Raw genomic sequence first — 14382 nt, 5'->3', positions numbered from 1 at the left:
GGTTGTTATTTCGCGTAGAAACATACATTTAGCTGATCACCACATGGTGGTGATGCAGATGAAGATGATGTAATGCGATACCGTTCATTTTTTTATAGTATACGGGTAAGTCTGGCGCAAATATAGACAGATGTTTTTTAAATCAAAATTAAAAGTGAATTTGTGTCTGAACCGGAATGAAACGAATTAATGGAATTTATTGAATTTGAAAAGTGGCTTTACCCGGATAATTGTTCAAACACATTAGAAAATATGACTAAATCGATTTTGAAATTCTGGTAATTTTATAATTCGTTTAATTCCGGTTCAGACTTTCATCATATTCATAAATGCCGCCCTCTTCCCCAAAATCCTTAATCAGCCTAAGCTGTTTTGCCTTTTGGATATCCTTTAAATTGATCAGCTCCGGGTTTTCCAGGCTTTTAAACCAGATAAGGTAATAATGTTTAAAGGTGTAAAACTTAGCGATATCCTTTTTAAAGAACCTGTGGGGTACCAGGTAGGATGACATGCCCGAGAAAAAGTAAACCGCCTCATGCGCATCGGTATAAATGGTAACCTTTGGGTCGAACTTACTTTTATCCATTGTTTTAAGATAATCAGCAAATGGCGAATCTATCCAGCTTTCGTCGGTGTAGCCGGGGTTGCCATACTCGTCCCTTACCTGGTCGTTGTATCGGTTTCTGTCGATAAAAAATTCTTTGGTTACAAAGCCCAGCATCAGGACGATCATGATAGCGCCAACTATTTTGCGGGTATTATCATTGACTATTTTTTTAAGCAGCAGCAGCCCCCAACTGGTATAGCCCCAAAGCGCGGGGATGTATATAGGTGCCAGCAGGCGATGGTTAATGCGTTCGTACCGCGAAAATGTTGACGATACTACTATAAATAAGCCATACACCAAGGCAAAGGTTATGGCCAGGTTTTCAAAACTATCCAGGTGCCTGCGATAGTAGTTATAAGCAAGCGCGGCTATAAAGCCGCCAAATATCAAGATAGCAAGGGGGATAGATAGCCAATATTGATTGGGTGTAAGCCCCATCCAATCACAAACCACGTTGCCAAAGTAATACAGATTTTTACCAAACGAGGTAATTGAAGGCTCCCGCGGCCCGGTAGTAGTGCCCGACATGAAAGCGTTAAAAACCAAATTGCTTACCAACAGCGAAATGCAAACAAAGCCGTATATAATAATATGTATGATCTTCTTTTTAAGCGGCAAAACCCTGTCAAGCAGTAAAAGTAACCCGCCGGTACCTACAATTGTAACTGCGGCATAACGGGTAACGCAGCTTATTGCTGCAATTAAAGCAGCTATAATTAAAGCTTTAACCGTATGCTTCAGCAAATACTGCCTGAAAGCCACCAGGAAAAACAAGGTTTCTACTATAAACAAAGTCTCTGACCATAAATAGGAGTATACCTGCAATAATGCCGGGCTTAATATAATGGCCACCAGCATTAACCATTTATAAACCCGGTTTGCGGGCACAAAACGCTGCATGATCCACCCGGCGGTAAAAATAAGTGTGGCAAACATCAAACCGTTCAATACCGCTCCAAAAACAACCGGRTCTATGCGGGTAACAAACATAATACCCCCTAAAAACATGGGGTAAAACACCGGGAAATCAACAATAGGTATATGGTTAAATGTTTGCAGCGTGCCATTAGTGTTCAGGCTCCGGGCGGCGCTGGTATACATAATTGAGTCTGGCGATATACCGATGCCACTATAGCTGCAAAATATTTGTATTGCAACAAAGCCAAGTACCGCGGCAATAAAAGTGTCGTAGTTTTTTAAATAGCGGCTTAGCTGCATAATTTTTTTTTACTGTTAAATTTAGTTGTAAAAGTTGTAAGCGGGTAAAATGTTTTAAAAAATGATTTTTTGCGAGTCTATTATATCATTGCGAGGCACGAAGCAATCGCGAACAATGCATTTCTGTTTTGCACGTTTGCTATTGCTTCATATCTCGCAATGACATAATGATAGTATGATGTATCCTTACGCTATCAAATCCAACACGCTGCTAATCGGCTGATCGCTATCAATTAAAATTCCTTTAACGCCAGCCTGGGTGCCTGCTTCCACATCGCGCTCGCGGTCGCCAATAAAATAGGATAGGGCGGGGTCAATGTTGTATTTAGCGATGCCTTGCAGCAATAATCCAGGCTTTGGCTTGCGGCAGTCACAGTCGCCGGTGAAATTAGGGTGGTGCGGGCAGTAAAAAAAGTCGGTTATTACCACACCATGCTCTGCATAAACAGTTTTTAAGTGATGATGCATTTTAGCCAGTTCCTCTTCGGTATACCAGCCTTTGGCAAGGCCGCCCTGGTTGGTGGCTACCAATAGCATATAGCCCCTATCCTGCAAAGTTTTAAGGGCATCAAAATTATCCAGAACATGAAAATCCTCAATACGACGAACATAGTCGCCCATTTCCTGGTTCAATACTCCATCGCGATCTAAAAAAACGGCTTTAACTTTTGCAGACATCTATTTTTAATTTTTTGGCGAAGATAGCGAATTTGAAATAGTCCGAAAGTCGGAAAGTCCGGAAGTCCGAAAGTTGAGAAAATATGTATTGTCAAGATATAAATTTTCATTGATTGCTGGATTTCCCGTTTTTACTTTAGCTACCCCAATTTAACGCCGTTAAACTTTCTGACTTCCCGACTTTTGGACTTTACCGACTTTCCGACTAAAGACTTAAAAAGTCTACTCTTCACATAGATTTAACCAACAAAATTTTATTCTGTTATTAGTATATTTACCGATTGTATAAATGAATAGCGGCAAATTGGTACAACTTTATACCGATTCTAAATAAGAAAACAACATATTTCATTTGCTTAATCATAATAATTCATTATTTATGTTGTCATTTTGTTAAATAAATATGATATAGATAATCGATTTTTTAGAAATCTTTAAAAATTCCGATAAATTTTATAATTTATTTGCAAATTGGTAACTTCGTTGTTACACCCCTTTATAAACGGTTTACTCTAAAAGATGAATCAAACTGATAGCAACCAGGGCCTTTACAGGCCAGAATTTGAACACGATTCGTGCGGAACTGGATTTATAACCAACATAAATGGTCATAAAAGTAACCAGATTATTGATGATGCGCTTACGATGCTCGAGAACATGGAACACCGCGGTGCCTGCGGATGTGATCCTGAAACCGGCGATGGTGCCGGTATATTGATACAACTGCCCCATGAGTTTTTAATGGAGGAATGCTCAAACCTCGAGATCAGCCTGCCCGAACCGGGCGAGTATGGTGTCGGGATGATCTTTTTCCCTAAAGATTCGGCGCAAAAAAAGGCTTGCCGTATTGTTATTACCAACGCAATTGAAAAGCTGGGCCTTGTAAAATTAGGCTATCGTAAATTAACCGTTGACTCAATGGCGGTTGGCGAAACAGCCCGCCAGGCCGAGCCCGATGTAGAGCAGATATTTATTGCCCGCCCGCACCACATTACCAATGCCGATGACTTTGAGCGTAAGCTTTTTATATTGCGCAGGTACATTAATAAAACTATTACAGATACCATCCCGGGTGCATCTGAATATTTTTATTTCACCTCGTTATCATGCAAAACAATTGTTTACAAAGGCCAGGTAACTACTTACCAGCTGCGTAAATATTATGCTGATTTAACTGATCCGCGTATTGCATCTGGCTTCGCTATGATCCACTCGCGTTTCTCAACCAATACTTTTCCATCGTGGAAACTGGCCCAACCATTCCGCCTGATAGCCCATAATGGCGAGATCAACACCTTAACAGGTAATTTAAACTGGTTTTACGCCGGGTTAAAATCATACGCTTCGTCGTACTTCACGGCCGAAGAAATGGAAATGATTATGCCGGTGATAGATAACAATCAGTCAGACTCTGCCTGTTTGGATAATATCATCGAAATTCTGCTGCACTCAGGCCGCTCATTACCACACGTAATGATGATGCTGGTACCAGAGGCATGGGACGGTAACGTACACATGGATCCTATTAAAAAGGCATTTTACGAGTATCATGCTACCTTGATGGAGCCATGGGATGGCCCGGCCGCTATCACCTTTACCGATGGTAAACTGGTAGGTGCTTTATTGGATAGGAATGGCCTTCGCCCGTTGCGTTATGTAATTACCAACGATGGTCGTGTTATAGCAGCATCTGAGGCAGGTACCCTGGCTATTGACGAAAGCACCGTAGTACGTAAAGGTCGTTTACAACCCGGCAAAATGCTGCTGATTGATACCGAAAAAGGCAGGATCATTACCGATGATGAAATAAAAAAACAAATATCTTCAAGGCAGCCTTATGGCCGTTGGCTGGAAAATTATAAAATAAACCTGAGCGAACTTACTGAGCCACGTTTGGCATTCGCCCAGCTTTCAGAAGCTTCTGTATTCCGTTACCAGCAGGTATTTGGTTACAGCCGCGAGGATATTGATACCATTATTAAGCCAATGGCTGTTGATGGTAAAGAGCCCGTAGGCTCGATGGGTACCGATGTGCCTTTAGCTATTTTATCTGATAAACCACAACATTTATCAAGCTACTTTAAACAATTTTTTGCCCAGGTGACCAACCCGCCTATCGACCCGATCCGCGAGCGCCTGGTGATGAGTTTGGCAACCTTTATCGGCAACAACGGTAACTTGCTGGATGAAGACAAAATGCATTGCCATTGTGTAGTTTTAAAACACCCGATATTAAAAAACCACCAGTTAGAAAAACTGCGTAGTATTGATACTGGCCTTTTCCATGCCAAAACACTGCAAACTTACTTTGTGGCCGATGGTATGCCTGGCTCGTTAGAAAAAGGTATTGCAAGGCTTTGCCGCTACGCAGAAGATGCTGTAGACGACGGTTTTGAAGTGCTGATTCTATCGGATCGTGCTGTAGATTCTGAGCATGCGCCTATCCCAACGTTGCTGGCCGTATCTGCCGTACATCACCACCTGATAAAAAAAGGTCTGCGCGGCGCTGTAGGCTTGGTGATTGAAACCGGGGATGCATGGGAAGTACACCATTTTGCCTGCTTGCTGGCATTTGGCGCTACGGCTATTAACCCTTACCTGGCTTTGGCGACTATTGAAACCGTTAAAAATAATGGTAGTTTAGAAACCGGGCTGGATATTAAAACATTGCAAAAAAACTACGTAAAATCTGTAAATGATGGGTTGCTGAAGATCTTCTCTAAAATGGGGATCTCGACCTTACAATCATACCATGGCTCGCAGGTTTTTGAAATATTAGGTTTAAATAAAACTGTTGTAGATAAATACTTCTGCGGAGCCGTTACCCGCATTGGCGGTTTGGGCCTCGATGAAATAGCCCGCGAAGCACTATGCAAACACCGCATGGGCTTTAATGCCAAGGGGGCTGATAATTTATTGCCAGAGGGTGGTATTTACCAATGGAAACGCAGGGGCGAAGCACATTTATTTAACCCAACCACGGTACACTTGTTACAACATGCTACCCGTAGCAATGATTATAACGTATACAAAAACTACGCTAAAGTAATTAACGAGCAAACCGAAAAGCACTTTACCATTCGTGGATTGCTTGACTTTGCCCATCACCGTGAAGCTATCAGCATTGATGAGGTTGAACCGGCCGAAAATATCATGAAGCGCTTTGCAACAGGCGCCATGTCATTCGGCTCTATATCTCACGAAGCGCATAGCACCATGGCTATTGCCATGAACCGCATAGGTGGTAAAAGCAATACCGGCGAAGGTGGTGAGGACGAGATGCGTTACGAAAGAATGGCCAACGGCGATTCAATGCGTTCGGCTATCAAGCAAGTAGCGTCTGCCCGTTTCGGTGTAACGTCAAATTACCTGACCAATGCCGATGAATTGCAGATAAAAATGGCGCAGGGAGCCAAGCCGGGCGAAGGCGGGCAACTTCCGGGTCATAAAGTTGATGACTGGATTGCTAAAACCCGTCACTCTACACCCGGTGTAGGTTTAATCTCGCCGCCGCCTCACCACGATATTTACTCTATCGAGGATTTGGCACAATTAATATTCGATTTAAAAAATGCCAACCGTGCTGCACGTATCAATGTAAAATTGGTATCAAAAGCAGGTGTGGGTACAATAGCCGCAGGTGTGGCCAAAGCACATGCTGATGTTATCCTGATTGCCGGCTATGACGGTGGTACAGGTGCATCGCCAATAAGCTCGGTAAAACACGCAGGTTTGCCATGGGAGCTTGGTTTAACCGAAGCTCACCAAACATTGGTACGCAATAAATTACGCAGCCGCGTGGTATTACAAACAGATGGCCAGCTGAAAACCGGTCGTGATTTGGCCATTGCAGCTTTGATGGGTGCCGAAGAATGGGGTGTTGCAACAGCCGCGCTTGTAGCAGGTGGTTGTATCATGATGCGTAAGTGTCACTTAAATACCTGCCCTGTAGGTGTTGCCACGCAAGATCCTGAATTAAGGAAACTGTTTAGCGGTAAAGCAGATCACGTAGTGAACCTGTTTAAATTTATGGCCGAAGAACTGCGTGAGATTATGGCCGAGTTAGGTTTTCGTACCATTAACGAAATGGTTGGCCGTGTTCAGTTCCTGAAAGTGAAAGACCACCTGGAAAGCTGGAAGGCCAAAAAGATTGACCTGAGCGGTATATTACACCCGGTTACCAATACCAAAGGCATGACGCTTTACAACAGCGAAAAGCAGGATCATGGTATGGATGAGATATTGGATTGGCAGTTATTAGAGGCAGCTAAACCTGCCCTTGAAGATAAAACGCCGGTGTTTGCATCATTTGATGTCATTAACGTTAACCGTACTATTGGCACCTTACTGTCAAACGAGATCTCGAAGATCTATGGTTCTGCAGGTTTACCCGATAATACCATTAACTACAAATTCAAAGGCTCGGCCGGGCAAAGTTTCGGTGCTTTTGCAACCAAGGGTATCTCTTTTGAGTTGGAAGGCGAAGCTAATGACTACGTAGGTAAAGGTTTATCAGGTGCACAACTGGCCATTTATCCATCGGCGAAAGCTACTTTCACGCCGGAAGATAATATCATCATTGGTAACGTTGCCTTATATGGTGCAACATCAGGTGAGGTATTTATTGGCGGTATGGCCGGCGAACGTTTCGCGGTACGTAACTCGGGTGCTACCACTGTTGTTGAGGGTATTGGCGACCATGGTTGCGAGTATATGACCGGTGGCCGTGCACTGATATTGGGTAAAACAGGACGCAACTTTGCGGCTGGTATGAGCGGCGGTTTAGCCTGGATTTATAACCCGGATAACAGCTTTGCCGAGAACTGTAATACCGAGATGGTAGACCTTGATCCGCTGTCGTTACAGGATGAAGAGCAGATACTTACCTTACTGCGTAAGCACGTAAGCCTTACAGGCAGCAAGCTTGCACAGCAGATCCTGGCTAACTGGGCCGAAGCATCAACACAGTTTGTGAAGGTGTATCCAAAAGAGTATAAAAAAGTAGTAGAGAAGTTACAATATCAAACAATAGGCTAAAATTCAATGGGAAAACCAACAGGATTTCAGGAGTTTAACAGGGAATTACCAACTAAGGTTCCCGCTGCTGAACGCGTAAAAAACTATAAAGAGTTTGTTAATTTATATACCGACGAGAAGCTGAACCAGCAATCGGCCCGTTGTATGAATTGCGGTATCCCTTTTTGCCATTCGGGATGCCCGCTGGGTAATATTATCCCGGAGTTTAACGATGCCGTGTATCGTCAAAACTGGGAAGAAGCTTACCATATTTTATCATCAACCAATAATTTCCCTGAGTTTACAGGTCGTATCTGTCCTGCACCTTGCGAATCTGCGTGTGTGTTAGGTATTAATAAGCCGGCTGTAGCTATTGAGGAGATTGAAAAACATATCATCGAAATTGCTTACCAGAAAAATCTGGTAAAACCAACGGCACCTCTAGTTAAATCGGGCAAAAAAGTAGCTGTAATAGGCTCTGGCCCGGCCGGTTTGGCTGCTGCAGCGCAATTGGTAAAGGCAGGCCACGCAGTAACTGTTTATGAGCGCGATGATAAACCGGGAGGTTTATTGCGCTATGGTATTCCTGATTTTAAGTTGGAGAAAACTGTAGTGGAACGCCGTATTGAAGTAATGGAAAAAGATGGCGTGGTGTTTAAGCTGAACAGCGAAGTAGGCGTTAATGTAGCTGCTGATGAATTACTGCGCAGCAATGATGCTGTAGTACTGGCAGGCGGTTCAACCATTCCTCGCAACCTGATGATCCCCGGCAGGGAATTAAAAGGCATCCATTTTGCGATGGACTTTTTGAAACAGCAAAACAAACGTGTAAGTGATATCGCTGTTGACGGCGATGATATTTTGGCCACAGGCAAAGATGTTGTAGTAATTGGTGGGGGCGATACCGGCAGCGATTGCGTAGGTACATCAAACCGCCAGGGAGCAAAATCAATTAAGCAGTTTGAGGTGATGTTTCAGCCACCTGCGCAGCGTACACAGCATATGCCATGGCCAACATATCCGATGGTGCTTAAAACCACCAGTTCGCACGAGGAAGGTGCTGATCGTTTCTGGGGCGTAAATACCCTGGAATTTTTAGGCGACGACGAAGGTAACCTACGTGCGTTAAAAGTGGTAGATGTAGAGTGGGAACAGGATTTTATGGGGCGCCCTGTGAAATTCCATGTAGTTGAAGGTTCTGAACGTGAAATTCCTTGTCAACGCGTGTTCCTGGCTATGGGTTTCCTGTATCCGCAGCCTGCCGGCCTGTTAGCTCAATTAGGTGTTGAACTGGATGACCGCAAAAACGTTAAAGCCAAAGAAGGCGTTTACCGTACCAACGTAAGCAAAGTATTTGCTGCCGGTGATATGCGCCGCGGACAATCATTGGTTGTTTGGGCCATCTCTGAAGGTCGCGAAACTGCCCGCAAAGTAGATGAATTTTTAATGGGCCACTCGTTGCTGGAAAGCAAGGATGCTGTTAATCAGTTTGACCAGGTGTTTTAGCAAAACGCCTTATCTGCTGAAGATATATAACCACGCTGCATACCCTGTTATGGGTATCGCAGCGTGGTTTTTTGTTTTATTTTGATGTGGTATTTTGTGTTGTTAGTGGTTAATCAATATTAATTATGCAACTTTAGAAAACCACTTGTCCCTTTTTGCCGTTAAACCTAAACAAAGCATAACCAATTTATAAATGAAGTATTTAACCGGCTTGTTATTGATTTTAGTAGCCTTCGTTTTTGCGCAATCATGCGAAAGCAACAAACGCGCAAATAATTACAACAATAAAGTACTTGTTGATGGTGGCGGAATGCTTTTTTTAAAAAATGGCACCGAAGCCAGCCTGGCAACCGTAAAAGCTTCAGGTTTGGCTATCTCCAACTCGAAAAATCAAAAAGTTATTCAGTTTGCCAAAACGATGATTGATGACCATACCCTGCTTGCTGATAATTTCAGAAAATTGGAGATTGATAATTTTGTAACATCCAACGATACCATAAATGCCGGCCACCAACAGGTAATAGCTGCCCTTGAACAGAAGAAAGCTGCCGACTTTGACAAAGCGTACATGGAAATGCTGATAAATCAGCATGAACAGGAAATAACGCTGTTTAAATCCGCCTCGCTCAATAAAAACCCTAATGTATCTGATTTTGCCAGCAAAAACATGGCATCGTTGCAGGCACATCTTGATTCGGCTAAGGTGATTATGCTGGTGTTAAAATAGTTTATTTAATAGCAGGTAATGTTTAAATTGCGGGCTATACCTATCTAAATCATGCTATTAAATAAAAGTTCATTTATCGCCTTATTGCTGGTTTTCGTTGCCTGCCAAATACAGGTTTCTGCACAAGTTTCTGCTATAAAACCCAGCGAGGTTTGGCCTGATAACCGGGGCGAACATGTGCAGGCCCACGGCGGCGGCATCATCAAAATTGGAAAATTATATTACTGGTTTGGCGAAGACCGAGCAAAAGACAATGATCCCGCCAAACGCTACGTAGCCTGTTATTCCTCGCCCGACCTTACGAATTGGACATTCCGGAACAAAGTGATCAAAACAGACGATCCGGCAAACTTCGGTAAAGGCTTTGTTTTAGAACGGCCAAAGGTTTTTTACAACAAAAAGAACAGGCAGTATGTGATGTACCTCCATATGGATAGCGCCAACTACAAAGCAGCCCGCGTTGGCGTTGCGGTTTGTGATAAGATAGATGGCGACTACAAGTACCTTAAAAGCTTTAGGCCTTTAGGCGAGCAAAGCCGTGATATTGGTCAGTTTGTTGACGATGACGGTTCGGCATACCTGATATTTGAGGATAGGGCCAAGGGTTTTCATATTGCCCAACTATCTGACGATTACCTGAGTGTTGAAAAAGAGATATGCCTTATTAAAGCGCCTTTGGAAGGTGGCGCCCTGGTGCATTATAAAGGGCTTTATTATGCCATTGGTTCGGCGCTTACCGGCTGGGACCCCAATCCTAACAAATATGCTACGGCAACATCGCTAAGTGGCCCATGGTCGGAGTTTAAAGATATCGCACCGCCCGAGACAAATACTTATGGATCGCAATCTACCATGATGGTTAAGGTTGTTGGTACAAAAAGCACCACCGTAATTTTTATGGCCGACCAGTGGCGCCCCAAAGCCCAATGGGACTCGCGCTACCTATGGATGCCCCTCGAGATTGGCGACGGCAAGTTATGGCTACCAAAGCCCCGGCCGTGGAAGATGGATGTAAAAACGGGCGGGTGGAAATATGTTGATGGAAAATAACGGCTGTTTAACTCGTAAAAAGGTTAGCATGAGTGTGATCCGGGGGAGTACTGGCTTGGCTATTTCAGCTGAAAGCTGAAACCATGCAACCCACGAGCTGGAAGCTCGCGGGAGCGATAGGGAGCGCTTTTAGAAAAGCTTCAATTGCTGTTGTACCGGCGGCTTAGCTCTACCCATAACAGTACGCCCGCCGTATTTCCATGAATCTTCACGCTCTTTAGCTATTACCTCGTCAAAATTGGCGTTGGGTGTAAAATCTTTTTCGGCATTTTCGGCTATTTTATGGAGCCGTTTGATGGCTTCGTTTTGTTCTGATAATCCCAGTTTCGATTTGTGTATCGCGTTTTGGAGGACGCCTATCGTTTCGTCATATACTTTGGTAGGTACTGGAAAGGGGTGGCCATCCTTGCCCCCGTGTGCAAAGGAAAACCTTGCCGGATCTTTAAACCGCGATGGAGTTCCGTGTATAACCTCGCTTACCAATGCCAGCGATTGCAGGGTACGTGGCCCCAGGCCTTGTAATAGCAACAAATCTTCAAAATCAGCGGGCTGCTTTTCATGGGCTAACCAAAGCACAGCGCCCAAACGTTTCAGATCCACGTCCTTGGCTTTTACATCATGATGATTGGGCAATACCAGGTGGCTGATCTCTTTGATCATGGCTTCCGGGTGTTCGGCGGCTATTTGCATTACGCCGCTCCTGGAGGTATCGGCCAGTTTATCTGTCATGTTCAGGATCAGGCCTGTATTTTTGCCGTAGATGGATGTATGCGGATCATCAACAAATGATGTCAATTGCTCCGAGTGCCAGTGGTAGCGGCGTGCGGTGCTGCTGGCATCACTCATGCCTTGCTGTACTACAGCCCATTTGCCGGTATCGCTCAGGATAAAATTGTGGGTATATAGCTGGAAACCATCCTGTATGGCTGTATTATCAACTTTAGCGCTTAGTTTGCTGCATCGTACCAGGTGGTTGCCGTCAAGCCCGGTGGTTTCACCAATTTTTAACAGCTCGGCAGGGGTTTGTTTGGAGTGCTTGCCTTTGCCGCCGCAAATGTAAATGCCAAGTTCGCGGCTGTGCGGGTTTACAGATTTTTTTAAAGCGCCCATTACCGATGTAGTTATGCCCGATGAATGCCAATCCATGCCCATCACGGCGCCAAGGCTTTGAAACCAAAACGGATCGCTCAGGCGGCGTAAAACCTCGTCTTTGCCATAATCCATTACAATTGTTTCAATTACCGCCAGGCCTAACTTTGCCATACGCCCGGCAAGCCATGCGGGTACATAGCCATAATGTAAAGGTAAGTCAGCACTGCCAGATCGCTTCATGCTAACAAAGTTAGTAAAATTTACACGATTTGAGGATTTTGCAGGATTAACAGGTTTTTTTTTTGAACTGCTATTAAATGATTTATCAGACTTTGAGGATTTAATTTGCGTGCCTGAAATCCAACCTGGTTAATCCCCTAATTCCTAAAATAGGGTTCAGACGAGAAGCATTTTCAAATTCTCAAATTCTCAAATCAAATTAATCTTCTTCTGCTTCACCGGCGTACAGCTCATCTATTTCTGCCGCATATTTTTTCTCAATTACTTTGCGTTTGGCTTTCATGGTTGGGGTTATCTCGCCTTCTTCCATGCTGAAGGGGTTACGCTTTACTTTAAATGACTTGATGCGTTCAAATTTGGCCAGTTCGTTGCTGAATTTGCGGATATCCTGGCTTATCCAGTCTACAATTTCCTGGTCATCGATAAATACTTCGGGGCGCTCAAAAAAATCGTTGTTGAGGCCGAATTGTTCCTGCAAGCCTTCTTTACCGGGCACTATGATAGCGGCAATGTATTCGCGTTTATCGCCAACTAAAAACACCTGTTCAATTTTAGGGCTCTTCAGGTACGTATTCTCAACCGGGGTAGGGTATATGTTTTTGCCGTACGCGTTTACCAGCATGTTTTTCAGCCTATCGGTAATTTGCAGGTTGCCGCGAAAGAAGCGGCCAATATCGCCGGTATGAAACCAGTTATCTTCGTCGATAACCATGGCTGTTTCTTCTGGTTTGTGCCAGTAACCCTTCATTACGCAGTGGCCGCGAACAATAATTTCGCCTTCCTCGGTCTCCGTATCTTCCTTAAAATTATCGTGGGTTTGTATGGAGTAAATTTCTTTGGTCTCTACATTTTGGATAGCCACCTCGATACCCGGAATAATACGGCCCACAGTGCCATAAATTACCCTGTGCCTTTCGGTTACAGCCATAACAGGCGATGTTTCTGTTAACCCGAAACCCTCCAATATTACAATACCCAGGTCGCCAAAAAACTCACCTATGTTTTTCGGCAGTGCGCCGCCGCCCGATACCATAAACTGCAGCCTGCCACCGGTTTTTTCTTTTATCTTACTGAAAACCAGTTTTTCGGCAATGCCGTGCTGGGCTTTAAGGATAAGGCCCGGCGATTTACCGGCTTCCTGTATCAAACGTACTTTTTTTCCTGTTTCAAAAGCCCACAAAAATATCTTGGTTTTTAAGCCACCCGCAGATGTGCCGCTTTTGATAGCCCTGTCGTGAATACGCTCGAGCAGGCGCGGTACGCAGCATAGTATGGTAGGCTGGGTTTCGCCCATATTTTTTGCTAACAGCTCCAAACTTTGGGCAAAAGCAATTTGCGACCCTTTTAAAATAGCGATATGGTAAATAGTGCGCTCAAATACATGCGATAACGGCAGGAACGATAAAAAACGGTCGTTTTTGGTTACAAAAGGAATTTGAATAACGCTGTTCAGCGCATTTTGAGTAAGGTTATAATGCGTGAGCATTACACCCTTGGGGATACCTGTTGTACCTGATGTATAAATAAGGCAGGAAAGATCGGTAGGTAAAATAGCTTCGCGGGCGGCAGCAATGGCATGGCGGTATTGGTCAACCAAAGCCAGGCCTTCTTTAATAACGTCATCGAAACCGATTACGCCCGCATTCAGCGTATGTTTGCTGCTGTGTTTTTCAAAATCGTCAAAAGCCGGTATAATACGAATGAGCTCGGGACAGTTATTGGCTATTTTTAGCACTTTGCGAAAAAGGAACGGATTGCCCGTTATAATGGCTTTTGCACCCGAATCGTTCAGAATATATTCAATTTCGTTTTCGGTGAGGGTAGGATATATCGATGCGTTTACAGCGCCTATCTGTTGTAATGCCTGGTCGTAATAAACATAATTTGGTCCATTCTCGATGATTAGCGACAACCGGTCGCCTTTTTTTATGCCCAGGTTTAAAAGCCAGGCCGATATGGCATCTATGTTTTCCAGCGCCTCGCCATAAGTAATCTCCACCCAGGTATCTTTAACCTTATGGATTAAAAATGTATGATTTTCGGGATGGATATTAGCAACAGTATTGCGTATAAACGATGGGACAGTTGTAAGTTCGGTTGTATAACTCATCAGTATAATTGGATATTCCCAACAAACTTATATTATTTGGCAACAAAAAACAATTGGGATAAGGTTTCTTAGTAGCAAATAGCAAATAGGTTTGAAATCTGGAGTGTTCGAAACGTTAAAATAAACGATGGTTTTGAA

At 43.9% G+C, this 14382-nt stretch carries 8 protein-coding genes; 4 read left to right on the top strand and 4 right to left on the bottom strand.

Annotated features, from left to right (window positions below):
• Window positions 1–295 precede the first annotated feature (295 nt).
• Entirely contained in the window at window positions 296–1825 is a 1530-nt protein-coding gene (locus AC1DV1_RS18320) for a hypothetical protein (RefSeq protein ID WP_477361814.1), read from the bottom strand.
• 186 nt (window positions 1826–2011) lie between these two features.
• A complete protein-coding gene (locus tag AC1DV1_RS18315; RefSeq protein WP_477361812.1) occupies window positions 2012–2503 on the bottom strand; it encodes a D-glycero-alpha-D-manno-heptose-1,7-bisphosphate 7-phosphatase in 492 nt (163 codons plus the stop codon).
• 519 nt (window positions 2504–3022) lie between these two features.
• Here AC1DV1_RS18315 and gltB point away from each other — a divergent pair.
• The 4 genes from gltB (at window position 3023) to AC1DV1_RS18295 (ending at window position 10802) form a co-directional block, all read left to right on the top strand.
• Window positions 3023–7540: a glutamate synthase large subunit gene (gltB, locus tag AC1DV1_RS18310; protein ID WP_477361810.1), complete on the top strand. Its 4518-nt coding sequence runs from the start codon at window positions 3023–3025 to the stop codon at window positions 7538–7540.
• A gap of 6 nt (window positions 7541–7546) precedes the next feature.
• Window positions 7547–9025 (top strand): glutamate synthase subunit beta, encoded by a 1479-nt coding sequence (locus AC1DV1_RS18305; RefSeq protein ID WP_477361808.1) that lies wholly within the window; start codon window positions 7547–7549, stop codon window positions 9023–9025.
• A 193-nt stretch (window positions 9026–9218) separates the two neighbouring features.
• Window positions 9219–9752 (top strand): DUF4142 domain-containing protein, encoded by a 534-nt coding sequence (locus AC1DV1_RS18300; protein ID WP_477361806.1) that lies wholly within the window; start codon window positions 9219–9221, stop codon window positions 9750–9752.
• A gap of 51 nt (window positions 9753–9803) precedes the next feature.
• Window positions 9804–10802: a family 43 glycosylhydrolase gene (locus AC1DV1_RS18295; protein ID WP_477361804.1), complete on the top strand. Its 999-nt coding sequence runs from the start codon at window positions 9804–9806 to the stop codon at window positions 10800–10802.
• Between the two features lie 129 nt (window positions 10803–10931).
• Here the strand turns inward: AC1DV1_RS18295 and AC1DV1_RS18290 are convergent, their stop codons facing one another.
• Together AC1DV1_RS18290 and AC1DV1_RS18285 are read right to left on the bottom strand one after the other, a co-directional pair.
• Window positions 10932–12134, bottom strand: a complete 1203-nt coding sequence (locus AC1DV1_RS18290; protein WP_477361802.1) for a DUF763 domain-containing protein — start codon at window positions 12132–12134, stop codon at window positions 10932–10934.
• Window positions 12135–12333: 199 nt separating this feature from the next.
• Window positions 12334–14244, bottom strand: coding sequence for an AMP-dependent synthetase/ligase (locus AC1DV1_RS18285; protein ID WP_477361800.1), 1911 nt, complete (start codon window positions 14242–14244; stop codon window positions 12334–12336).
• Between the last annotated feature and the right edge of the window lie 138 nt (window positions 14245–14382).

It is taken from the genome of Mucilaginibacter sp. P4_D1, from assembly GCF_056401935.1.
This window is presented reverse-complemented; position numbering and strand designations above follow the sequence as displayed.